Raw genomic sequence first — 21842 nt, forward strand, 5'->3', positions numbered from 1 at the left:
TTTGCTCCTGACTCAGGAAAAATCAAAAGCTTCCCTCATCCGCCCTTCGGGCACCTTCTCCCGCTAGCGGGAGAAGGGCAGTCGCGCGCGGGAGAAGGGAGGAACTCCCTTACAGCACGCCGCGCTTCATCTGGTCGCGCTCGATCGACTCGAACAGCGCCTGGAAGTTGCCCTCGCCGAAGCCTTCGTTGCCCTTGCGCTGGATGATCTCGAAGAAGATCGGGCCGAAGGCGTTCTGGCCGAAGATCTGCAGCAGCTTGCGCTGCTTGGTCTCCGGGTCGGCGTCGATCAGGATCGCGTTCTTGCGCAGGCGCTCCACGTCCTCGCCGTGGTTCGGGATGCGCTGGTCGATCACGTCGAAGTACGTGTCGGGGGTGTCCAGGAACTCGATGCCGGCCTCGCGCATCTTCTCCACCGACTCGTAGATGTCGTCGGTGAACAGGGCGATGTGCTGGATGCCCTCGCCCTTGTAGTCGCGCAGGTACTCGTTGATCTGGCTCTTCTCGTCGGACGACTCGTTGAGCGGGATGCGCACCACGCCGTCCGGGGCGGTCATCGCCTTCGACAGCAGGCCGGTCTTGCTGCCCTTGATGTCGAAGTAGCGGATCTCGCGGAAGTTGAACAGCTTCTCGTAGTAGTCCGACCACTTCTGCATGTTCCCGAGGAACAGGTTGTGGGTCAGGTGGTCGATGAAGGTCAGGCCGAACCCGCGCGGGTTCTGGTCCACGCCCGGCAGCGGCTCGTAGTCGGCGTAGACGTTGGCGGCGGAGTCGTCGATGAGGTACAGCATGCAGTCGCCGATGCCCTTGATCGCCGGGAAGTCGACCGCCCGCGTCTCGGCCTTGTGGTCGGCCTTCTCGCCGCCGTTGGCCAGCACGTGCTCGAGCACCTCGGACGGCTTCCGCTTGAAGCGGATGGCGAAGCCCGCGGCCGAGGGACCGTGCTTGGCGGCGAAGTCGGCCGCGAAGGAGTCCGGCTCCTCGTTGAGCAGGAAGTTGATCGTGCCCTGGCGGAACAGGGTGATCGCACGCTGGCGATGCTTCGCGATCGCCGTGAAGCCGAGCTTCTCCAGGTACTCGCGCATGCGCGGGCCCTCGCCCTGCGGCGCGGCGAACTCGACGAACTCGAACCCGTTGATCCCCATCGGGTTCTCGAAAGTGGTGACTTCCATGCCGAGGTTGGGCTGGGCGCTCATGGCGTACTCCTGGTGTTCGTGCATGCCTGCGCGGGCCGCGCGGCTTGCGTGGGGTGGATGACGATTTATAGTTTCACCTGAAACCATATGCAAGGGGGCCACATGGCCGTTGCAGACGCGCCCGGTCCGGAACGCCCCGGCGGGGCCGGCACGAAGCTGGACCTGGACCACTTCCTGCCCTACCGGCTCTCGGTGCTGTCCAACCGGCTGAGCACCGCGATCGCCCGGATCTACGCCGAGCGCCTGGACCTGGGCATCACCGAGTGGCGCGTGATGGCCGTGCTCGGCCTGCATCCCGGCCTGTCCGCGGGCGAGGTGGCCCAGCGCACGGCGATGGACAAGGTGGCGGTCAGCCGCGCGGTGGCGAGGCTGGTGGAGGCAGGGCGGGTGGAGCGCGGCATGGACCCGGAAGACCGCCGGCGCTCGGTGCTGCACCTGAGCCCGGTCGGGCAGCAGATCTATGCCGAGGTCGCCCCGCTCGCGCTGGAGTTCGAGCAGCGCCTGTTCGGCCACCTGGGGCCGCGCGAGCGCGAGGCGCTGTTCGCCCTGCTCGACCGGCTCGACGCCATCGACATCGACCGGGGCTGAAAACGGCGACGCCGGCCACCCGGGCCGGCGTCTGGAACTGCCATTGCCGCCGCGCCACCCGCGGGTGGCGCGTTGGCCGGACCGGTTATGGCTTGCGCTCGGTCCCGGTGTCGGTACCCGCGGCGGCCGGCTCGGCCAGCCCGGTCTCACCGCCGGCCAGCGCGTGGTCGGTACGCCCGATCAGCTCCTCGTGCATCAGCTTGCGCACCAGCGGGGCGATCACGATCACGCCGACGCCGACGCCGATCGCGACCCAGCCGATCTGCGAGTAGACCTCGACCACCTGGCTGGTGCTCCCTTCTTCCGCACCGCTCGCGGTGGCGCTGGCAATCAGCCCGCCGATGAAGTTGCCGGCCGCACTGGCCAGGAACCAGGTGCCCATCATCAGTCCGGCCATGCGGGCCGGAGCCAGCTTGGTCATCGCCGACAGGCCGACAGGCGACAGGCACAGCTCGCCCATGGTGTGCAGCAGGTAGATCAGGAAGATGAAGATCACCGGGGTCATGCCGTTGCCGCTTGCGGCCACGCCCGCCACCAGTACCAGGAAGCCGGCGCCGAGCTGGACCAGGCCCAGGCCGAACTTGGCCGGGGTGGACGGCTCGAGGTTCCGCTTTGCCAGGTTCAGCCACAGCCAGGCGAAAAGCGGCGCGAGCAGGATGATGTAGATCGAGTTCAGCGACTGGAACATGCCCGGGGGCACTTCCCAACCGAGGATGGTGCGATCCACGTGGCGGTCGGTGAACACGTTGAGCGAGGAACCCGCCTGCTCGAACAGCGACCAGAACAGCGGCTGCAGCGCGATCAGGAACAGCGCGGCGATGATCCGGTGCCGCTCGACCCGCTCCATCTTGAACACCGCGTTGAACAGGATGAAGAGCACCACCGCCAGGCCGAACAGGCCCAGCAACCACCCGACCATCGACTGGTACTGCACCAGGAACCAGACCACCACCACGCCGACCAGGCCGGACAGGTACACCCGCCACTCCAGCGGGATGCCGGCGAACCGCTCGCGCAGCCGCGCCGGATCCGGTGCCTCGCCCTTGCCCAGCAGCGCGGGACGGCCCCAGACGAACACGATCAGGCCCAGCAGCATGCCGACGCCCGCGGCGCCGAAGCCCCAGCTCCAGCCCCAGGTGTGGCCCAGGTAGCCGACCAGCAGCGAGCCCAGCGCGGCACCCAGGTTGATGCCCATGTAGAAGATGGTGAAGGCCGGGTCGCGGCGGATGTCGCCTTCCGGATACAGCTGGCCGACCATCACCGAAATGCTGGACTTCAGGAAGCCCACGCCCATGATGATGAACGCCAGCGCCAGCCAGAAGATGTTGGCGTAGATCGAGTTCTGCATGTCCGCCGGCGTGAGCCCCGGGAACTGCGACGGACTCGGACCCTCGAAGGCCATCAGGCCGTGGCCGATCACCAGCAGGATGGCGCCGAACTGCACCGCCCTGCGCTGGCCGATGTAGCGGTCGGCCAGGTACCCGCCGATCACCGGGGTGATGTACACCAGCGCGGTGTAGGCGCCATAGATGACGTAGGACTTCTCCTCCGAGAACAGCCAGTGCTGGATGAGGTAGAAGATCAGGATCGCGCGCATCCCGTAGTACGAGAAGCGCTCCCACATCTCGGCGAAGAACAGCACGAACAGGCCGCGCGGGTGGCCCAGGAAGGTCTTGCCTTCCTGGACGGGTACTGGATTGGTAGCCACTTTTTCTCTACTCCCCGATGTTTGATCGGCAACCGTCACGCGGCCGCTGTCGTCGATCCGCCCCCTCGGTGGCAGGGCGACGGTGAAACTTACCCCAACTCGACGTCCACCGGGACCGCGTCCCCCTGTTCATCATCCTCAACCGGCAGGCCACGCATAGGACGAGCCGACGCCCAGCGGAATGCCCAGCGCCCAGAACCCGACCAGGAACAGGGTCCACACCACCAGCAGCGAGATCGAGAACGGCAGCATCAGCGCCAGCAGCGTCCCGACGCCCGCGGACTTCACGTACTTCTGGCAGAACACGACGATCAGCGGGAAGTACGGCAGCAGCGGGGTGATGATGTTGGTGCTGGAGTCGCCCACCCGGTAGGCGGCCTGGGTCAGGTCCGGCGAGATCCCCAGCTGCATCAGCATCGGCACCATGATCGCGCCGATCAGCGCCCACTTGGCCGAGGCCGAGCCGATCAGCAGGTTCACCAGGCCCGACAGCAGCACGATGCCGACCAGGGTCAGCGACATGTGCAGGCCCATGGCCTGCAGCGCGTTGGCGCCCTTGATCGCGATCAGCACGCCCAGGTTCGACTGGCTGAAGGCATAGATGAACTGCGCCGCGAAGAACGCCATGACGATGTAGTAGCCCATGCCGCTCATCGCCTTGCTCATCCCGCCGATGATGTCGCGGTGGCTCCGGGCGGTGCCGGCGACGTAGCCGTAGACCACGCCGGGGATCAGGAAGAACAGGAAGATCAGCGCCACGATCGACTGCATCAGCGGCGCGGTGAACGCCAGCAGCGGCTGGGTGCCCGGGGCCAGAGTGGCCGGGTCGGCCGCCCACGGGGTGCCTTCCGGCAGCAGGGTCAGCACGAACAGCACCAACGCGATGCCCATGGCCGCGACGGCGGCGACCAGGCCGCGTTTTTCGTTCGGTTCCAGCGGCTCCATGGTCGGCATGTCGCTCGAGTCGCCATCCACCGGCGTAGACTTCAGCCGCGGCTCGATCACGCGGTCGGTCAGGTACCAGCCGACCAGGACCACCAGGACGGTCGACGCGCTGGTGAAGTAGAAGTTGTTGAGCGGGCTGATCTCCGCGGCCGGGGCGACGATGCGCGCGGCCTCCTGGGTCAGCGCCGCCAGCATCGGATCGAGACTGGAGGGAATGAAGAACGTCGCCGAGAACCCGCCTGAGACGCCGGCGAACGCCGCCGCAATGCCCGCCAGCGGGTGCCGCCCCGCCGCGTAGAAGATCACCGCGCCCAGCGGGATCACCAGCACGTAGCCGGCGTCGACCGCGATGTGGCTCAGGATGCCGACGGCGATCAGCGCGGGCGTCAGCAGCATCTTCGGCGTGACCGCCAGGATCGCGCGCAGCAAGGCATTGATGAAGCCGGTGTGCTCGGCCACGCCCAGGCCCAGCATCGCCACCAGCACCACGCCCAGCGGGGCGAAGTTGACGAAGGTGGAGACCAGGGTCGCCATGAACGCGGTCAGGCTGGCGCCGGAGAGCAGGTTGTTGATTTCGACCGGCTCGCCGCTGCGCGGGTCGATCTCGCTGAAGCTCATCCCTGACATGAGGGCGGAGACGGCCCACGTGGCCAGCATCAGCAGCAGGAACAGCACCGCCGGGTCCGGCAGCTTGTTGCCGACCCGTTCCACGCCATCGAGGAAACGCGTGACGAGGTTGCGCCGTGGCGCGGCTTCGGGGACCTGGTTCATGCCGGCTCCTGGAGGCAAGCGAATGCGGATTCACCGCATCCTAACAGCCGCCTCACGCCCGCTGAACGCCGCTAGATCCGGGTGCGCACCGCGAACAGTTCGGGAAAGAAGCTCAGCTCCAGCGCGCGGCGCAGGAAGCCCACGCCGGACGAGCCGCCGGTGCCGGGCTTGAAGCCGATGATCCGCATCACCGTGCGCATGTGGCGGAAGCGCCACAGCTGGAACTGGCTTTCCAGGTCGACCAGGTCCTCGGCCAGCGCGTACTCGCGCCAGTGGCGCCCCGTGTCCTTGTAGATCGCCTCGAAGACGGGCAGCAGCTCCGGGTCCTCCACGTGGGTCCGGCTCCAGTCACGCTCCAGGTTGCGCCGCGGCACCGGGTGGCCCCAGCGGGCCAGGTACAGCAGGAACTCGTCGTAGAGGCTGGGCGCTTCCAGCACCGCCCGCAGCCGGTCGTGCGCGGCCGGGTCGTGGGCGAACACCTTCAGCATGTCGGCGCTCTTGTTGCCCAGCAGGAACTCGACGGTTCGGTACTGCAGCGACTGGAACCCGGACGAAGGCCCCAGCAGGTCGCGGAACCCCATGTACTCGGAGGGCGTCAGGGTCTCGAGCACCGACCACTGCTCGGTGAGCTGGTGGAAGACCTTCTTGCAGCGCGACAGGACCTTCTGGCACTGCCCGACCTCGTCGCGGCGCAGGTGCGCGACCGCCGCGCCCAGCTCGTGGATCACCAGCTTCAGCCACAGCTCGGAGGTCTGGTGCTGGATGATGAACAGCATCTCGTCGTGGTGCGGGGGATCCGACACCGGCGACTGCGCCGACAGCAGGCGGTCGAGCCGTAGGTAGCCGCCGTAGGTCATCCGGCCCGCAAGGTCGGTCTGGATGCCGGCTTCGAGGTCGCGCTCGTTGCGTGCCTTTGCCCCATCCTCCCGCATGTCGTTGTCACCCATCCCCAACCGCTCCGCTGCAGCCTTCCGGCCCCGCAAGGGTAGCGCAGGCACGCGCGCCAACGGCCCTGATATGCTCGCGGCGCACGGGACAGCGAGGTCCCGGCCTTGCCAAACGGACTTGGAGCCCACGCCATGGACAGCGTGCTTTCCGGGGTGGCGCCTGCCCTGCCCCACCTCCTGCGGGCCGCGCAGGACCGCCTGATCTCGATCGAAACCGGTTGCGACCTGCCGCTGGTGGCGGAGCGCTTCACCGGCCATGAAGGGGTCTGTACCGACTTCCGCTTCGACGTCGACTGCCTTTCCGAGTGCGACCGGCTCGATACCGGTCCGCTGCTGGGGCGCTCGGTCGTCCTGCGGCTGCAACGGGCCGACGGATCGAGGCGCACGTGGCACGGCCACTGCACCGCGGTGCAGGCGCTGGGCAGCGACGGCGGCCTGGCGCGTTATCGCCTCCGCATCGAACCCTGGACCGCGTTCCTGCGACTGCGGCGCAACGCGCTGGTGTTCCAGGACCTGGACGCGCTGGGCGTGGTCGAGCGGATCCTGGACGACTACCCGCAGGCGGCGATGTCGGTCGACGTCGGCCGCAGCCTGCCGGCGCCGCCGGTCACCACCCAGTACCGCGAGAGCGATCATGCCTTCGTGTTCCGCCTGCTGTCCCGGGCGGGCCTGGCGTGGCGGTTCGACCACGTGGACGACGGGGACGGGCCACGCCACGTGCTGGCGGTGTTCGACCGCGACGCGGCCACGCCCACCTGCGCGACCCCGGTGCTGCGCTTCCACCGCAGCGACATCGCGGAAAAGCACGATGCGATCCACCACTTCGCCGACCAGCGGCAGGCGACGCCGAACGTGTTCACCACGGCCAGCTGGCAGGCCGAACAGGCGGCGGCGGTTGCGGCCACGCTGGAGGGGGAGGCCGCCGGTCCGCACCTTCCAGCCTTGGAGGTGTACACCGCCCCGCGTGCCGGCCACTTGCCCGACCGCGGGACGGCAGACGCACTTGCCGGGTGGCGCCTGGACGCCCTGCGGCTCCCGCGGCGCCTGCATGCCGGCGCGGGGAGCGGCCGGGCGATGGCCCCGGGGCACGCCTTCCGGCTGGACCAGCACCCCGGCCTCGCGGGCCAGCGCTTCGTTCCGCTGGCCATCGAGCACGTCGCGGTCAACAACCTGGGCAGCGGCATTGCCGAACTGGCGGAGGCGCCGGAACTGGAGCGCGGCAGCTACCGCAACCGCTTCCTTGCCGTGCCGGAGGGAACGGCCGTCGCGCCTACCCCGTCGCACAAGCCCACCGCGCCGGGTCCCCAGACCGCCCGCGTGGTCGGGTTGCCGGACGCGGCCGTGACGTCCAGCCGCGACCACCAGGTGCGGATCCAGTTCCCGTGGCAGCGCGGCCGGCAGCCCAACCCGGGCGGCCTGGTCGACGCGGGGTCTGACGCGTTTCCCGACGGGCACGCCCCCGGCGACCACACCAGCGGCACCTGGGTCCGGGTGGCCGAGTGGACGGCCGGCCCGGACTGGGGCAGCCATGCGCTGCCCCGCATCGGTAGCGAAGTGCTGGTCGAATTCCTGCATGGCGACATCGACCAGCCGGTGATCACCGGCCAGCTCTACAACGGCGAGGTCGCCCCACCGTTCGCCCTCGCGGAGGCGAGCAACCATCCCGGCACCGTGTCCGGCCTGCACACCCGGTCGCTGGACGGCACCGGCACCCAGCAATGGCTCATGGACGATGCGGCCGGCCAGTTGCGCCAACGCCTGCATACCAGCCTGGCCGACAGCCGGCTGGAGCTGGGCTACCTGGTCGAACACCACGACGCCCGGCGTGGCCGCCACCGTGGGCAGGGCTTCGACTTCGCGACCCTCGGTTGGGCCAACCTGCGCGCCGGCCAGGGCCTGCTGCTGTCCACCACGGCGCGGCCGGGCGCCCGCTCGACCCAGATGGACGCGGCGGAGGCGGTGGCGCAGCTGAAGGGGGCCGCCCGCACCGCCCGGGCGCTGGACGACGCCGCCGAAGGCAGCGGAGCCCCTCCGCTCTCCGCCAACCAGGCACAGGCCGACTTCATCGCCCAGGTGGACCCGGAACAGGAGGGCCGCTACCAGGGGCCCGTCGCAGGACAGTCGGCGACGAAGCCTGTTGCCGCGGTGCGGGAGGGCGGCGACCCGGTGGAGCGCTTCGCCAGGCCCGTGCTGCTGGCCGAGTCCCCCGACGCGATCGCGTTCGCCACCGACGCCAGCGCCCTCGCCCATGCCGGCGGCAACCTGCACCTCACCGCGCAGCAGGACCTGCACCTGGCCGCCGCACACAGCTTCGCCGGCGTGAGCGGCCGGCACGTCGCCCTGTTCGCCGGGCGAGGACCATTGAAGGTGGTCGCCGCGAACGGTCCACTGGGCCTGCAGGCGCACGCCGGTCCCCTGGAGCTGCTGGCCGACGGGTCGCTGAGCGTGAGCTCCACCGAAGACCGGATCGACGTGCTGGCGAAGGAGAAGGTGGTGCTGCGCGCGGGGCGGACGGAGGTGGTGCTCGAGGGCGGGGACATCACCTTTGCGTGCCCGGGGACCTTCACGGTCCGGGCCGGGCAGGTGCCGTCCGGTTCCCCCCAGACAGGCACCACCCGTTCCACCCCGGCTACAATCGCGGGTCTTTAGCCTGACCGAGGAAAGCGTCGCATGACGGTCGCCGCATCGTTCGAGATCGAGTACCTGCAGTACCTGGGGCCTGACGGCAAGCTCGTCAGGGACCTCCCCGAGGGGCTGCAGGATCCCAAGGCCCTGGTGCCGCTGTTCAAGCAGATGCTGTTCGTGCGCACCTTCGACAGCAAGGCCATCAAGCTGCAGCGCACCGGCAAGCTCGGCACCTACGCCGCCAGCCTGGGCCATGAGGCCGCGCACGTGGGCATCGGTGCCGCGATGAAGCCCGAGGACGTGTTCGCGCCCAGCTACCGCGAGTACGGCGCGCAGTTCATGCGCGGGGTGAAGCCGCGCGAGGTGCTCCTGTACTGGGGCGGCGACGAGCGCGGCAACGACTTCGAGGGGCCGAAGAACGACTACCCGTGGTGCGTCCCGATCTCCACCCAGTGCCTGATGGCGGCCGGCGCGGCGCTGTCGTTCAAGCTGCGCGGGCAGGACCGCGTGGCGGTGGCGTGCTGCGGTGACGGCGGCTCGTCCAAGACCGACTTCTACGCTGCGCTCAACTCCGCCGGCGCCTACAAGTCCCCGCTGGTGCTGTGCGTGATCAACAACGGCTGGGCGATCTCGGTGCCCCGCCACGCCCAGACCGGCGCCGAGACCCTGGCCCAGAAGGGCCTGGCCGGCGGCCTGCACTGCCTGCAGCTGGACGGCAATGACCTGATCGCGGTGCTGGAGGGCATGCGCCGCGCCACCGAGCGCGCCCGCAATGGCGAGGGCGGCACCGTCATCGAGATGATGACCTACCGCCTGCACGACCACACCACCGCCGACGACGCCAGCCGCTACCGCGACGAGGCCGAGGTCAAGGACGGCTGGACCCGCGAGCCGATGACCCGCCTGCGCACCTACCTGACCGAGGCCGGCGTGTGGAGCGAGGACGAGGAGAAGGCCTGGATCGCCGACTGCGAGGCGCGCGTCGACGAGGAGATCAACGCCTACCTCAACACCCCGGTGCAGCCGGTGGAGGCCATGTTCGACCATCTGTATGCCGACCCGCCAGCCGACCTGCTGGCACAGCGCCAGGAAGCCATCGAGCGGGAGGGCCGCGCATGAGCACCAACCAGCAGGCCAACCCGATCACGCTGATCGAGGCCCTCACCCAGGCGATGGCCTACGAGATGCGCAACGACGACAGCGTCGTGGTGCTGGGCGAGGACGTGGGCGTCAACGGCGGCGTGTTCCGCGCCACCGCCGGACTGCACGCGCAGTTCGGCAGCGAGCGCGTCATCGACACCCCGCTGGACGAGACCACCATCGCCGGCCTGACCGTCGGCATGGCCAGCCAGGGCATGCGCCCGATCGCCGAGGCGCAGTTCGACGGCTTCGTCTACCCGATGGTCGACTTCATCGTCAGCCACGCGGCCCGCATGCGCTACCGCACCCGCGGCCGGCTGGAGTGCCCGATGGTGCTGCGCGTGCCGTGGGGCGGTGGCATCCGCGCGCCGGAGCACCACAGCGAGGCCAACGAGGCGATCTTCACCAACGTCCCGGGCCTGCGCGTGGTCATGCCATCCTCGCCGCAGCGCGCCTACGGCATGCTGCTGGCGTCGATCCGCGACCCGGATCCGGTGGTGTTCTTCGAGCCCAAGCGCATCTACCGCCAGTACAAGGAAATGGTCCCGGACGACGGCGAGGCGCTGCCGCTGGACGTGTGCTACGTGCTGCGCGACGGCACCGACGTGACCCTGGTGACCTGGGGCGCGCAGGTGAAGGAGGCCCTGGAGGCCGCCGACAAGCTGGCCGCGGAGGGCATCAGCGCCGAGGTCATCGACGTCGCCACCCTGCGTCCGCTGGACTTCGCGACCATCGCCGAGTCGGTCAGCAAGACCGGCCGCTGCGTGATCGTGCAGGAAGCGCCCAAGACCGCCGGCTTCGGTGCCGAGATCGCCGCGCGCCTGGCCGAGGAGTCGATGTACGACCTGGTCGCCCCGGTCGAGCGCGTCACCGGCCCGGACACCCACATCCCGCTGTTCCGGCTCGAGATGAAGTTCCTGCCCAGCGTCGACCGCGTGGTCGCGGCCGCCAGGCGCGCCGTGTCGCACGGCTGACCCTCCGGGAACCCACACACCAACGGCGGGCCGCGGCCCGCCCAACGGGAAACGCCATGAGCAACAAGAAGACGTTTTACCTGCCCGACCTGGGCGAAGGCCTGCCGGACGCGACCATCGTCGAGTGGAACGTGAAGGAAGGCGACACCATCCGCCTCGACGAGGCGCTGGTCTCGATGGAAACCGCCAAGGCCGTGGTCGAGGTGCCGTCCCCGGTCTCGGGCAAGGTGCTGAAGCTGGCCGGCGCCGCCGGCGACGTGATCACCACCGGCGCGATGCTGGCCGAGTTCGAGGTCGACCCGTCCATGCCGCAGCGCGCCGAGGGCCAGGACACCGGCCATCACCACGGCGGCGGTGACAAGGGCGTGGGCAGCCAGGACCCGGCGCCGGACGACCGCGTGGTCGCCTCCGACGAGGGTGGCGCGATCGAGGCCGACGGCGAGCCGGCGGCCAAGGGCGAGGTCCGCCAGGACGCGGGCACCGTGGTTGGCGCCATGCAGTCCTCCGACACTGTGCACACCGAGCAGGCCGTCGCCGTCGGTGGCGTCAAGGCGATGCCGGCGGTGCGCGCGATGGCGCGCAAGCTCAAGGTCGACCTGTCGCGGGTGAACCCGACCGGCCCGGACGGCGTGGTGACGCTGGCCGACGTGAAGAAGGCCGCCGCCGATGGCTCGGCCTCCGCCTCGCTCCCCTCTCCCGCTGGCGGGAGAGGGGCCGGGGGTGAGGGTAGTCAGCAGCAGGGGCTGCCCTCATCCGCCCTTCGGGCACCTTCTCCCGCAAGCGGGAGAAGGGAAGAGCAGGGGCGCAGCACGGTGTCCCAGGCGGGGCGGCCGATGCGGACGCAGCCGCCGGGCGTGGCCGCTACCGGGCAGCCGGAGCAGCTCAAGGGCGTGCGCCGGAACATGGCGCGGGTCATGGCCGACGCGCACAGCAAGGTCGTGCCGACCACGCTGGTGGACGACGCCGACCTGCATGCCTGGATCGGCAAGCAGGACATCACCGCCCGCCTGATCCGCGCGATCTGCGCCGCGGCCAAGGCGGTGCCGGCGCTCAATGCCTGGTTCGACGGCGACAACCTGAGCCGCACCATGCACCCGCACGTGGACATCGGCATCGCCGTGGACACCGAGGACGGGCTGTTCGTGCCGGCGCTGCGCAATGCCGACGTGCTCGACGCGGCCGGCGTGCGCTCGGCGATCCAGCGCCTGCGCCAGCAGGTCGAGGACCGCACCATCCCGGCCAGCGAGCTGCAGGGCTACACCATCAGCCTGTCCAACTTCGGCATGTTCGCCGGCCGTTACGCCACCCCGGTGGTGGTGCCGCCGTGCGTGGCGATCGTGGGCGCGGGCAAGCTGAGCCACGACGTGGTCGCGGTGATGGGCGGCATCGAGGTGCACCGCCGGATGCCGATCTCGCTGACCTTCGACCACCGCGCCGCCACCGGCGGCGAGGCCGCCCGCTTCCTCAAGGCGCTGCTGGACGACCTGTCGCTGCCGAACTGACGGCAACCACGCAGGAAACGGAGAAGGGCGGCCCGTCGGCCGCCCTTTTTCATGCCTGCGGCAATCGGCGCCAGAGTCGCACCGGTGCCCTTACCCGTTGACTCCGGCCACCCCATCGGCGACCACCACCCGGTCGCGCCCACCCTGCTTGGCTTGGTAGAGCGCCCGGTCGGCCGCCTCGAACACCACCTCCGGCAGCGGCCCGGCGGGATCACCGGCCGCCACCCCCGCCGAGACGGTGACCGGGAACGGCAGGTCCATGGCGGCGACCCCCGCACGAATGCGCTCGGCGACCTCGAGCGCCGCCTCCAGGGTGGTCTGCGGCAGGATCAGTAGGAATTCCTCGCCGCCAAAGCGCACCGCCACGTCGTCGTGGCGCACGGACGCCTCCACCACTTCGCCGACGGCGCGCAGCGCCCGGTCACCCTCGCGGTGGCCATGGGCATCGTTGATCTGCTTGAAGTGGTCGATGTCCAGCACGATCAGGCAGTAGGTCCCGGCGTCGAGGCGGGCCAGCGCCGCCGGGTCGCCCCGCAACTGCGAGAGCGCCGCACGGTTCAGGAGCCCGGTCAGCGGATCCAGGCGCGCGGTTTCGACGATCTGCTCCATCTCCTGGCGCAGGTATTCCTGGGCCCGTTCGGCCTTGCGCAGGGTGCTCGCGCGCTCGTCGGCGAGCCGCCGTTGCTCCAGGCCGAACCACCGCAGTTCGAGCAGCCGCTCGCACTGCCGCGCGAGGATCTGCAGCGAATCCAGCTGGTCCTCCTCCAGCGCGCGCGGCCGCACGTCCATTGCGGTGAGCGTGCCGAGCACGTGGCCGCCGTGCCCGTGCACCGGCACGCCCGCATAGAACCGGACCGGCTCGCCGCCGATCCGGACCGGCAAACGGGTGAAGCGCGGGTCGCGGGCGACATCCTCGATCACGAGCGGGGACGAGGAGCGGATCGTGTAGTCACAGATCGAAAGCAGCCGCGGCGTGCTCGAGCAGTCCGTGCCGATGCTGGCCTTGAACCACTGGCGGTCGCGGTCGATCAGCGACAGCGTGGACGCCGGTGCGCCGCAAAGCCGGGTGACCAGCCGGACGATCTCGTCGAACGCCTGCTCGGCCCCGGTCTCCGAAAGGCGGTAGGAGTCCAGGACCGCCTGGCGCGCGCGCTCGTGCGCTGCCGCGCGGTCGGGGGGCAAAGAGGAAGGTCCCATGGAGGGAGCGTATCGGCGCTCCCTGCAATGCGAGGTGAGCCGGCGTTCGGCTCAGCCCGGACCCTGTCCGTCGCCCGTGCGGCGCAGCCAGAGCCAGCGCACCACGAAGGCAACCGTCATCGCCCCCAGGTACACCGCGTAGCCCAGCGCGGTGGCGAGGATCTGCTTCCACATCTTGCCGGCGGCCGGGTCCGCGTACGCCTGCGCCCAGTACACGCTGGCCAGGAACAGCGCCAGCGAGACCAGCAGGGCGGCCACGTCATAGGCGCGGCGCGCCAGCGTCCGCGGCTGGCGGGGGTAGACCCAGAACAGCACCGACAGGATCAGGAACCACGGCAGGAACAGGATCAGGGTCAGGTTGAGCTCGACGCCCGCGCTCATGCGCCCTGCCCCTCCCCGGCCCTCTCCTTCGCCTTGCGCTCGTCGGCTTTGGCCATGGCCTGCAGGGCGGCACGCACATCATCGGCGTCCACTCCCTCGCCGCGCTGCAGGCGCTCGTCGTCGGCGTCGTAGCGCCCGCCGCGCAAACTGGCGATGAACTGCCCGCACTCCTTGGGCGAGGCAAAGCCTTCGGCGACCAGCAGCGTGCGATCGCCGTCCACCAGCTTGAAGCCGAACCGGCCGTCGGCCTCGCGGTACTGCTTGAACACGGGCGCGGTGGCACGGCTGCGCGCCTCCGTGGATGGCCTGCCCGCCGCCACCGTCAGCGGCCGCAGTCCCACGGCGGCGCGCAGTTCGCGCAGCAGGGGCGCGACCTTCTGCTCGCGCAGGAGGGCCGCGTTCTCCTGCAGCAGGGTCTCGATCCGCTCGGGCGCCGCGACGAGTTCCTGGTAGCGCTCGCGCACCGGCGCCAGTTCCGCATCGATGCGCTCGAACAGCGCCTGCTTGGCGTCGGCCCAGGCGATCCCGCCGGCGAAGGCGCCGCGCATCGCCGCGGTCTCCTCCCCGGTCGCGAACGCCTGGTAGAGCTCGAACACGTTCGAGCCCTCGGTGTCCTTTGGCTCGCTGGGCCCGCGCGAGTCGGTCACCATCGAGTACACGAGCTTGCGCAGCCGTTCCCGAGGGGCGAACAACGGGATGACGTTGTCGTAGCTCTTGCTCATCTTGCGCCCGTCCAAGCCGGGCAGCGTGGCCACGTGCTCCTCGATCGCGGCCTCCGGCAGGGTGAAGTGCTCGCCGTACAGGTGGTTGAAGCGCTGCGCGAAGTCGCGCGCCATCTCGATGTGCTGGACCTGGTCCCGCCCCACGGGCACCCGGTGGGCATTGAACAGCAGGATGTCGGCCGCCATCAGCACCGGGTACATGTACAGCCCCGCGCTGACCCCGGCGTCCTCGTCCACGCCGGCCTCGCGGTTGCGGTCGTTGGCGGCCTTGTAGGCGTGGGCGCGGTTGAGCAGCCCCTTGCCGGCGACGCAGCTGAGCAGCCAGGTCAGCTCGGTGGTCTCGGGCAGGTCGGACTGGCGGTAGAACCACACCTTGCCCGGCTCCGGCTCCAGCCCCGCGGCAAGCCAGGAGGCGGCGATCTGCAGGGTCGCGTCCTGCACCCGCGCCGGTTCGGTGACCGAAATCAGCGCGTGGTAGTCGGCCAGGAAGAAGAAGCTCTCGATGCCCCCCTGCCGGCTGGCTGTGATGGCGGGGCGGATCGCACCGACATAGTTGCCCAGGTGCGGGGTGCCCGAGGGCTTGATGCCGGTGAGGACGCGGGTGTTCTGCATTGCGGGTGCCGGGTGTGCGGGAGCGCCCCAGTTTAGCCGGGGCCGACGGGGCGGACCTGCTCCTGCAGATCGCGGGTCGCCCAACGAAGAAGGCCCGGGCAATGCCCGGGCCTTCCTGCAGCGGGGAGTACGGGTCAGCCGAGCGTGCGCTCGAACTCCCGCACTTCCTCCTCGGCGCGCTCGCGGTTCCAGCCGTAGCGCTCCTGGAGCTTGCCCGACAGGTACTCGGAGTTGCCCTCGGCAACGTCGAACACGTCGTCGGTCAGGTCGCCCCAGCGCGCCTGCGCCTTGCCTTTGATCTGGGTCCACTTGCCCGCAATGATGTCCTTGTTCATATAGTCAGTCCTCCGGTGTATGGGGAGAGAAGCTGCCCGGTCCCGCTCAGCAGTCCGCGTCGCGGCAGTCCTGGGCGGTTTCCTCGATCGTCTCGCCCGCCGACTGCATGTCCTTGCCGGCCCCGGCAACGGTGTGGCAAGCCGTCAGGCCGAGCGAAAACAGCGACAGCAGCATCAGGGTGGTCAAACGCTTCATGGCTTCCTCCTCGTCGGCGATGCGCCTGTTGGTCCGGCCGCGCGTGCGGCCTTGGCGACATCATCGCGTGGGCGGTCGTGAAGCCAACGTGCACCACCGGAGGGAGTGGCGCGCTCCTGTTCAGCGACGCAGCAGGGTCGACTTCCCGAACAGGCTCTCCACCAGGTCGATCGCCACCAGGGCGGTCTTGTTGTTGACGTCGAAGATCGGGTTGAGCTCGACGATGTCCAGCGAGCCCATGCGCCCGCAGTCGTGGATCATCTCCATCGCCAGCTGCGCCTCGCGGTAGGTCGGCCCCCCCGGCACCGTGGTCGGCACGCCCGGAGCGATCGACGGATCCAGGAAGTCGACGTCGAAGCTCACGTGCAGGTGGGTGTCCTCGTCCATGTCGGCGAGCACCTCCTCCATCACCCGCCGCATGCCGACCTCGTCGATGTAGCGCATGTCGTACACGGGCAGGTCGTGGTCGCGGACCATGCGCTTCTCGCCCTCGTCGACGGAGCGGATGCCGACCTGCCGGATCTGGGACGGCGCCATCATCGGCGACTCGCCGGACAGGTGGGTCAGTGCCTCCGGCCCGATCCCGCACAGGCAGGCGACCGGCATGCCGTGGATGTTCCCGGAGGGCGTGGCGTCGGCGCTGTTGAAGTCGGTGTGCGCGTCCATCCAAACGACCCGCAGCTTCTTGCCCTGCTCGCGGCACCAGCGCGCCACGGCGGTGATCGAGCCGAGGCCGAGGCAGTGGTCGCCGCCCATCATGATCGGCATCCGGCCGCGGGCGAGTTCGGCGTAGACCGCGTCCATCGCGGCGCGGTTCCAGGCCGCGACCTCGGCGAGGTGGCGATAGCCATCGACCGGCTCCTGCCACGGATTGTCCGGTCCGGTGACGTTGCCGCAGTCCTGGACGTCCAGACCGCGGGCGGCGAGCGCCTCGCGCAGGCCGGCGATGCGCAGGGTCTCCGGCCCCAGTCGGGCGCCCCGCTCCCCGGCGCCCACGTCGGTGGGTACGCCAATGAGTGAAATGGCGGGGTTGGGATGGTTCATGGGGCCTCCTGCGACGCTGGTGCCGGCTGTCAGACTCGAACTGACGACCTACCGCTTACAAGGCGGTTGCTCTACCAACTGAGCTAAGCCGGCGGAAGCCCCTGATTCTAACGTGCCACGTCCGCGTCCACCTCCGCGGCGCAGCCGTCCTCGAGCACCTGCGCGGCGCCCAGGCGCTCGCCGGCCGCCCCGGCGTCGAAGCCGGCGCGGACCCGGGCGTCCACCCAGTACTCCGCCTCGCCCCCGCCGAACGGCTCCACGCGGACCCCGAAACCGGCCCCGCGCAGGTCGGCGGCCCGGGCTTCCGCGCGGGCGCGGTCGCGGTACATCCCGAGCGCGACCACGCCCTCGTCGACGCCTTCGCGCATGACGTAGTAGTCGTCGAAGCCCGCCTCGGCCACGCGTCCGGCCGCTTCGATCCCCGCCTCGATGCTTTCCGCCGGGAGCACCACCCGCCAGTTCTCCGGCGGTCCGGGCCACTCGCGGCGCAGCCGTGCCCCGGCCACGTCCGGCTCCAGGGCCGCGACGGCCTCGGCGCCGGAGTCGGCATCGGCGAACGGTCCCAGGCGGTAGCACGCCGTGGCCGGCGCGGTTTCCGGCGCCGGGCCCGGGCCGGCTTCGCCGCCGGCCGCGGGCGCAGTCGGCTCGTCGACCAGTTGCAGCAGCGCGGCATTCCCGATCTGCGGCGTGAACCCCGGCACCGGCGGCTCGGGCCGGGCGATCCACCAGGCGGCGACGCCCAGGTTGAGCACCAGCAACAGGACGATGAGCGCGCGCGTCAGCATGGCGCGATTGTAGGCAAGCGGCTCACGGCGCGGCTTGCGCCCGCGCCCACTCCGACAATCCCTCGAGCACCAGCATCGGCCGCATGCTGGCGCCGGGGAGCTCCGCAGCCAACGCGGCGGCGCCCCCGCCGTGCAGCAGCAGGCGCGGCACGTCCCCCAGCAGGTCGCATGCGCGCTCCATCCGCTGCAGGACCAGCGCGACGGCAGCGCCCTCGCAGCCCGATGCCAGCGCATCGGCGGTATCGGTGGCGAACGCGGTGGCCACGCCACCCTCCGCTGGCAGATGCGCGGCGCGGGCGTGCAGGGCCTCCCGCATCAGGGTCGGCGAGGGCGCGATCAGCCCACCGTGGTGCCGGCCTCCGGCGTCGACCAGGTCTAGGGTGAGCGCGGTGCCCACCCCGCAGACCAGTGCCGCCCCGCCGCCGTCGGCGCTTGCCGCGAGCAGGGCCAGGAATCGGTCCACCCCCAGCCGCGCCGGCTCCGGGTACCCCACCTGCAGCCGGCCCAGGCGCGCCACCGTCGCCGCGTGGCTGATCCGCCGGCAGCGCGCGGCCAGCGCGCGCGACAGCTGCAGGCGCAAGGCGGGCCCCGCCACCGCCGCCACGTGGGCCACGTCGACGTGGCCGGGGAGCGCGGCCTCCAGTGCCGGCCCGAACCCCTCGCCCCCGTGCGGCACGGCGACCACTTCGCCGATCGCGCCGTCGTCGTGCAGCGGCGCCATCTTCAGCCGGGTGTTGCCCAGGTCGAACAGCCAGGACTGCATCAGCCGGCCCTTCGCACGCTCACTTCGCCGGCGTGGAAGGCGCGCTCGGTGCCATCCTCCAGGCGGACGCGCAACGCGCCGCCGCCGGCGAGGCCCCGGGCCACCCCGTGCATGGCGTTCCCTTCCAGCTGCACCGTCACCTGGGCTCCCTCGAGCACGTCCAGCGCGCGGAACCGGGGCAGGAACGGGGCCAGGCCGTCGCGGTCGAACAGGTCCAGCGCAGGCACCCAGTGGTCGAGCACCGCCGCCGCCAGCTCGCTCGCCGGCGGCGGTTGGCCGGAGAGCGCCGCCAGGTCGCACCAGGGCTGGTCGATCCGGCCGGCGGCGCCGGCGTCCACGCGCGAGTTCACCCCCAGCCCGAGCACGGCGCGCGACTGCCCGTCGCCGGTTCCGGCGCCTTCCACCAGCAGGCCGCCCAGCTTGCGCAACCCGGCGGGCGAGGCAACCACCAGGTCGTTGGGCCACTTCAGGCGCACCTCCTGGTAGCCGAGCGCGTGCAGGGCTTCCGCCGCGGCGATCCCGGCAACCAGGCTGAGGCCTTCCAGCCGCGCCGGCCCGCCGGAGAAGCCGCGCGAAAGCGACAGGTACAGGTTGCCGCCCTGCGGCGATGCCCAGTCCCTCCCGCGCCGGCCCCGCCCCGCGTCCTGGCAGTCGGCGGCCAGCACCGCCGCCAGGCCGCCTTCCGGCACCGGCCGGCGCAACAGCTCGGCATTGGTCGAGTCCACCCGCCGCAGCACGGCCAGGGACGCCATCCGGGCGCGGACCTGCGGCCGCAGGCGGGCAAGGATCAGGTCGCTGTCGAGGGAGTCGGCCATGTCCTGGAAAGCGGTCGCGGGATGCCAAGCATGCCGTGCAGCGCAGGGGCTTGCACAACCGGGCGTGATCGCCGCGGCCGTGTCAACCGCCGCGTGACGTTCGCGTTATAGTCAGGGAGTCGCCGAGGTCCCCCGCATGAACCGTATCCTCCTGATCCTGCTGCTGTCCTCCCCGGGTGCCGTCCTGGCCGGCGAGTCCATGGCCGCACCGGACGGCAGCGAGTGTGCCGAGGCGCATGCCGGCCCCGTGGCAGGCGAGTCCACGACCCCGCGCAAGGCCGAGCAGGGCATCCGCGGCGGCGATGCGGGCACGATCCCCGGCGCCAAGGCCGGCCCGGACATGACCGACCACCTGCGGCCCCCGAGCTGGCGCAGCTACCTGCCCGGCATGCTGCGCTGACCGGCCGCTTGCGCGCACTCCTTCGCCGGTTCCGCCGGCCTCCCCCCACGATCGACGACGACACCTGGGCCGCCGCCTGCCGGCAGGGTCCCTGGCTGGCCGCGCTGCCCGACGGGCGCCGCGCGCGCCTGCGCGGGCTGGCCGCGCTGTTCCTGCAGCGCAAGGCGATCACCCCGATCGGCGGCCTGGAACTGGACGGGGCCGAGCGCTGCCTGCTGGCGGCGCTGTGCTGCCTGCCGCTGCTGGAATTCGGGGAGGAAGGGCTGCATGGCTGGACCCAGCTGCTGGTCTACCCGGAGGCGTTCCGGGTCCAGCGCAACCACGTCGACGCGGCCGGGGTGCTGCACGAGTGGCAGGACGAGCTGATCGGCGAGTCCTGGGAGGCCGGCCCGCTGATCCTGTCCTGGGCCGACGTGATGGCGGACTGCGCCGAGCCGCGCGCCGGCTTCTGCGTGGCCGCGCACGAGATGGCGCACAAGCTGGACGTGCTCGACGGCGCCCTGGACGGCACCCCGCCGCTGCCCCGCGAGTGGCAACGTGCCTGGGCCCGTGATTTCCAGGCCGCCTACGAGGCGTTCTGCCGGCAGGTGGACGCGGGCGCGCCGACGCGGATCGACCCCTACGCCGCGGAGGCGGAGGAGGAGTTCTTCGCCGTGGCCACCGAGTACCACTTCAGCGACCCGGCCACGCTGCGCGCGGAGATGCCCGCCGTGGCCGCGCACCTGGCACGGCTGTACGGCCCACCGCCGTTCGACCCCGCCCCGGCGGACTAGAGCCGCGAGGGCAACTGCACCTCGAACCGGGCGCCGCCCAGTTCCGCCGAGGCGCCCACGTCCAGCGTGCCGCGATAGGCGCGGATGATGTCCTGCACGATCGCCAGCCCGATGCCGTGGCCGTGCACCCGTTCGTCGCCGCGCACGCCGCGCTGGAGCACGTCGGCCACGGCCTCGGGCGCGATGCCGGCGCCGTCGTCCTCCACCACCAGCACCAGGCCGGGGCGGCGGTCGGGCGCGCACTCACTCGGCCGCGCGGTCAGCAGCACCCGCGAGGATGCCCACTTGAATGCGTTCTCCAGCAGGTTGCCCAGCAGCTCCTGCAGGTCGCCGCGCTCGCCGTGGAACTGCACCCCCTCGGCCAGGTCGAACTCGCACAGCACGCCCTTGGAGGCGTAGACCTTCTCCAGGCTGGTCACCAGCGCCTCGGCCTCCGGTTCGATCGGCACCGGCGCCGAGAACAGCGCGTGCCCGCCCGAGGCCGCCCGCGCCAGCTGGTAGGACACCAGTTCGGTCATGCGCCGCAGCTGGGTATCCAGCTCCCGGCGCAGTTCGTCCTCGGGCGCGTCGGCGTCGAGCCGGGTGCGCAGCACCGCGAGCGGGGTCTTCAGGCTGTGGGCGAGGTCGGCCAGGGTGTTGCGCTGGCGGTCGAGGTTCTCGCGCTCGCTCTCGATGAAGGCATTGATGCTCTCGGCGAGGGGTTCGAGCTCGCGCGGATGGCGCTCGCTCATCCGCGACGCGTCGCCACGCTGGACGCGCTTGAGGTCCCAGATGACCTTGCGCATCGGCCTCAGGCTCCAGCGCAGGATCAGCACCTGGCCCAGCAGCAGGATCAGCCCGACGCCGCCCAGGTAGCGCCACAGCGCGGCGCGGAACACCTCCACCTGGCGGCTCAGCGCGGTCGTGTCCTCGAGGATGTAGACGGTGTAGGGGACCTCGTCCTCCTGCCCGTCCTCGTCGCTGCCGACCCAGATCAGGCCGCGGCCATACCGGTAGGCCTGGCCTTCCTCGCCGTTGAGCTCGACGATGTCCAGCGGCCCCTCGAAGACCTCCTCGCCCACCGCCAGCATCTGGCCGTCGGGCAACAGCGGCCCCACCGAGGAGGAGGAATCCCAGTGCTGGTCGGCCAGCACCACCTCGGCATACAGGCCGCTGCCCGGACGCTCGAAGCGCGGGTCCGGCGGCGTGTACGGGGGAATGAAGGTGCCGTCGCGGGCGAAGTCGCTGTCGGCATACGCAAGCGCGAAGCTGCGCATGCGCTGGTAGAGGTTGTTCTCGGCGGTCTCGAGGAACGCCCGGTCCAGGGCCACGCCGGCGAGCGCCAGGAAGGCCACCAGTCCGATGCTGGCGGCCATCACCTGGCGCGCCTGCAGCGAGCGCGGCCGGCCCCAGTTCATGATCGACATGGCGGCAGGGTAGCGGCT

At 70.8% G+C, this 21842-nt stretch carries 21 protein-coding genes and 1 tRNA gene; 7 read left to right on the forward strand and 15 right to left on the reverse strand.

Translation table 11 applies throughout. The annotated features are described in order from the left end of the window. Window positions 1-109 precede the first annotated feature (109 nt). Entirely contained in the window at window positions 110-1195 is a 1086-nt protein-coding gene (gene hppD, locus G545_RS0106665; RefSeq protein WP_027069700.1) for a 4-hydroxyphenylpyruvate dioxygenase, read from the reverse strand. A gap of 102 nt (window positions 1196-1297) precedes the next feature. Here hppD and G545_RS0106670 point away from each other — a divergent pair, with 102 nt between their 5' ends. Further along, on the forward strand, window positions 1298-1783 hold the full coding sequence (locus tag G545_RS0106670; protein WP_027069701.1) for a MarR family winged helix-turn-helix transcriptional regulator: 486 nt from the start codon (window positions 1298-1300) through the stop codon (window positions 1781-1783). An 85-nt stretch (window positions 1784-1868) separates the two neighbouring features. On the opposite strand, the gene G545_RS0106675 is transcribed toward G545_RS0106670, so the two are convergent. From G545_RS0106675 to G545_RS0106685, 3 genes are all read right to left on the reverse strand, one after another. After that, the gene (locus G545_RS0106675; RefSeq protein ID WP_027069702.1) at window positions 1869-3491 is read right to left on the reverse strand and encodes a peptide MFS transporter; all 1623 of its coding nucleotides are present in this window, start codon (window positions 3489-3491) and stop codon (window positions 1869-1871) included. 138 nt (window positions 3492-3629) lie between these two features. After that, window positions 3630-5207: an AbgT family transporter gene (locus G545_RS0106680; RefSeq protein WP_027069703.1), complete on the reverse strand. Its 1578-nt coding sequence runs from the start codon at window positions 5205-5207 to the stop codon at window positions 3630-3632. A gap of 71 nt (window positions 5208-5278) precedes the next feature. Further along, window positions 5279-6154, reverse strand: a complete 876-nt coding sequence (locus G545_RS0106685) for a tryptophan 2,3-dioxygenase (RefSeq protein ID WP_231553164.1) — start codon at window positions 6152-6154, stop codon at window positions 5279-5281. 132 nt (window positions 6155-6286) lie between these two features. On the opposite strand from G545_RS0106685, the gene G545_RS13915 reads away from it, so the two are divergent. From G545_RS13915 to G545_RS0106705, 4 genes are read left to right on the forward strand one after another with little or no spacing between them, the layout of a single operon-like run. Continuing rightward, window positions 6287-8803, forward strand: coding sequence for a type VI secretion system Vgr family protein (locus tag G545_RS13915; RefSeq protein ID WP_081677772.1), 2517 nt, complete (start codon window positions 6287-6289; stop codon window positions 8801-8803). A gap of 21 nt (window positions 8804-8824) precedes the next feature. After that, window positions 8825-9898, forward strand: a complete 1074-nt coding sequence (pdhA, locus tag G545_RS0106695; RefSeq protein ID WP_027069705.1) for a pyruvate dehydrogenase (acetyl-transferring) E1 component subunit alpha — start codon at window positions 8825-8827, stop codon at window positions 9896-9898. Then, a complete protein-coding gene (locus G545_RS0106700; protein ID WP_027069706.1) occupies window positions 9895-10893 on the forward strand; it encodes an alpha-ketoacid dehydrogenase subunit beta in 999 nt (332 codons plus the stop codon). Before pdhA ends, G545_RS0106700 begins: the two co-directional genes overlap by 4 nt. A 56-nt stretch (window positions 10894-10949) precedes the next feature. Continuing rightward, entirely contained in the window at window positions 10950-12395 is a 1446-nt protein-coding gene (locus tag G545_RS0106705) for a dihydrolipoamide acetyltransferase family protein (protein WP_027069707.1), read from the forward strand. Between the two features lie 90 nt (window positions 12396-12485). On the opposite strand, the gene G545_RS0106710 is transcribed toward G545_RS0106705, so the two are convergent. The 10 genes from G545_RS0106710 to G545_RS13930 all read right to left on the reverse strand — a co-directional run bounded on the left by G545_RS0106710 (window position 12486) and on the right by G545_RS13930 (window position 19245). Next, on the reverse strand, window positions 12486-13592 hold the full coding sequence (locus G545_RS0106710) for a GGDEF domain-containing protein (RefSeq protein WP_027069708.1): 1107 nt from the start codon (window positions 13590-13592) through the stop codon (window positions 12486-12488). Between the two features lie 51 nt (window positions 13593-13643). Continuing rightward, complete coding sequence (locus G545_RS0106715; protein WP_027069709.1) at window positions 13644-13973, reverse strand: hypothetical protein; 330 nt, start codon at window positions 13971-13973, stop codon at window positions 13644-13646. After that, the gene (locus G545_RS13920; protein WP_052106568.1) at window positions 13970-15307 is read right to left on the reverse strand and encodes a tryptophan--tRNA ligase; all 1338 of its coding nucleotides are present in this window, start codon (window positions 15305-15307) and stop codon (window positions 13970-13972) included. Before G545_RS13920 ends, G545_RS0106715 begins: the two co-directional genes overlap by 4 nt. 134 nt (window positions 15308-15441) lie before the next feature. After that, window positions 15442-15642: a CsbD family protein gene (locus G545_RS0106725; RefSeq protein ID WP_027069710.1), complete on the reverse strand. Its 201-nt coding sequence runs from the start codon at window positions 15640-15642 to the stop codon at window positions 15442-15444. Between the two features lie 46 nt (window positions 15643-15688). Further along, window positions 15689-15838, reverse strand: a complete 150-nt coding sequence (locus G545_RS0106730; RefSeq protein ID WP_027069711.1) for an entericidin A/B family lipoprotein — start codon at window positions 15836-15838, stop codon at window positions 15689-15691. A 120-nt stretch (window positions 15839-15958) separates the two neighbouring features. Continuing rightward, window positions 15959-16882, reverse strand: coding sequence for an arginase (rocF, locus tag G545_RS0106735; protein ID WP_027069712.1), 924 nt, complete (start codon window positions 16880-16882; stop codon window positions 15959-15961). 17 nt (window positions 16883-16899) lie between these two features. Further along, window positions 16900-16975: transfer RNA gene (locus G545_RS0106740), tRNA-Thr, on the reverse strand. Window positions 16976-16989: 14 nt separating this feature from the next. Beyond that, window positions 16990-17667 (reverse strand): hypothetical protein, encoded by a 678-nt coding sequence (locus tag G545_RS15610; RefSeq protein WP_052347276.1) that lies wholly within the window; start codon window positions 17665-17667, stop codon window positions 16990-16992. A gap of 22 nt (window positions 17668-17689) precedes the next feature. Continuing rightward, window positions 17690-18430, reverse strand: a complete 741-nt coding sequence (locus G545_RS0106750; protein ID WP_027069713.1) for a type III pantothenate kinase — start codon at window positions 18428-18430, stop codon at window positions 17690-17692. After that, window positions 18430-19245 (reverse strand): biotin--[acetyl-CoA-carboxylase] ligase, encoded by an 816-nt coding sequence (locus tag G545_RS13930; protein ID WP_052347277.1) that lies wholly within the window; start codon window positions 19243-19245, stop codon window positions 18430-18432. Before G545_RS13930 ends, G545_RS0106750 begins: the two co-directional genes overlap by 1 nt. Window positions 19246-19381: 136 nt before the next feature. Between G545_RS13930 and G545_RS15615 the strand changes: the two genes are divergently transcribed. Beyond that, on the forward strand, window positions 19382-19645 hold the full coding sequence (locus G545_RS15615) for a hypothetical protein (RefSeq protein ID WP_036139815.1): 264 nt from the start codon (window positions 19382-19384) through the stop codon (window positions 19643-19645). Further along, the gene (locus G545_RS0106760; protein ID WP_027069714.1) at window positions 19612-20418 is read left to right on the forward strand and encodes a M90 family metallopeptidase; all 807 of its coding nucleotides are present in this window, start codon (window positions 19612-19614) and stop codon (window positions 20416-20418) included. The genes G545_RS15615 and G545_RS0106760 overlap by 34 nt, the downstream gene beginning before the upstream one ends. Here G545_RS0106760 and G545_RS0106765 read toward each other — a convergent pair. Next, entirely contained in the window at window positions 20415-21824 is a 1410-nt protein-coding gene (locus G545_RS0106765; protein ID WP_027069715.1) for an ATP-binding protein, read from the reverse strand. The genes G545_RS0106760 and G545_RS0106765 overlap by 4 nt on opposite strands. Window positions 21825-21842 lie beyond the last annotated feature (18 nt).

Origin of the sequence: Lysobacter defluvii IMMIB APB-9 = DSM 18482 (genome assembly GCF_000423325.1) — a bacterium.
Lineage (GTDB): Bacteria > Pseudomonadota > Gammaproteobacteria > Xanthomonadales > Xanthomonadaceae > Novilysobacter > Novilysobacter defluvii.

What these genes read in the sequence shown, in the direction of transcription:
- hppD (WP_027069700.1), bottom strand. Translation starts at nt 1,195, where the DNA reads ATGAGCGCCCAGCCCAACCTCGGCATGGAAGTCACCACTTTCGAGAAC.
- G545_RS0106670 (WP_027069701.1), top strand. Translation starts at nt 1,298, where the DNA reads ATGGCCGTTGCAGACGCGCCCGGTCCGGAACGCCCCGGCGGGGCCGGC.
- G545_RS0106680 (WP_027069703.1), bottom strand. Translation starts at nt 5,207, where the DNA reads ATGAACCAGGTCCCCGAAGCCGCGCCACGGCGCAACCTCGTCACGCGT.
- G545_RS0106685 (WP_231553164.1), bottom strand. Translation starts at nt 6,154, where the DNA reads ATGGGTGACAACGACATGCGGGAGGATGGGGCAAAGGCACGCAACGAG.
- G545_RS13915 (WP_081677772.1), top strand. Translation starts at nt 6,287, where the DNA reads ATGGACAGCGTGCTTTCCGGGGTGGCGCCTGCCCTGCCCCACCTCCTG.
- pdhA (WP_027069705.1), top strand. Translation starts at nt 8,825, where the DNA reads ATGACGGTCGCCGCATCGTTCGAGATCGAGTACCTGCAGTACCTGGGG.
- G545_RS0106700 (WP_027069706.1), top strand. Translation starts at nt 9,895, where the DNA reads ATGAGCACCAACCAGCAGGCCAACCCGATCACGCTGATCGAGGCCCTC.
- G545_RS0106705 (WP_027069707.1), top strand. Translation starts at nt 10,950, where the DNA reads ATGAGCAACAAGAAGACGTTTTACCTGCCCGACCTGGGCGAAGGCCTG.
- G545_RS0106710 (WP_027069708.1), bottom strand. Translation starts at nt 13,592, where the DNA reads ATGGGACCTTCCTCTTTGCCCCCCGACCGCGCGGCAGCGCACGAGCGC.
- G545_RS0106715 (WP_027069709.1), bottom strand. Translation starts at nt 13,973, where the DNA reads ATGAGCGCGGGCGTCGAGCTCAACCTGACCCTGATCCTGTTCCTGCCG.
- G545_RS13920 (WP_052106568.1), bottom strand. Translation starts at nt 15,307, where the DNA reads ATGCAGAACACCCGCGTCCTCACCGGCATCAAGCCCTCGGGCACCCCG.
- G545_RS0106725 (WP_027069710.1), bottom strand. Translation starts at nt 15,642, where the DNA reads ATGAACAAGGACATCATTGCGGGCAAGTGGACCCAGATCAAAGGCAAG.
- G545_RS0106730 (WP_027069711.1), bottom strand. Translation starts at nt 15,838, where the DNA reads ATGAAGCGTTTGACCACCCTGATGCTGCTGTCGCTGTTTTCGCTCGGC.
- rocF (WP_027069712.1), bottom strand. Translation starts at nt 16,882, where the DNA reads ATGAACCATCCCAACCCCGCCATTTCACTCATTGGCGTACCCACCGAC.
- G545_RS15610 (WP_052347276.1), bottom strand. Translation starts at nt 17,667, where the DNA reads ATGCTGACGCGCGCGCTCATCGTCCTGTTGCTGGTGCTCAACCTGGGC.
- G545_RS0106750 (WP_027069713.1), bottom strand. Translation starts at nt 18,430, where the DNA reads ATGCAGTCCTGGCTGTTCGACCTGGGCAACACCCGGCTGAAGATGGCG.
- G545_RS13930 (WP_052347277.1), bottom strand. Translation starts at nt 19,245, where the DNA reads ATGGCCGACTCCCTCGACAGCGACCTGATCCTTGCCCGCCTGCGGCCG.
- G545_RS15615 (WP_036139815.1), top strand. Translation starts at nt 19,382, where the DNA reads ATGAACCGTATCCTCCTGATCCTGCTGCTGTCCTCCCCGGGTGCCGTC.
- G545_RS0106765 (WP_027069715.1), bottom strand. Translation starts at nt 21,824, where the DNA reads ATGTCGATCATGAACTGGGGCCGGCCGCGCTCGCTGCAGGCGCGCCAG.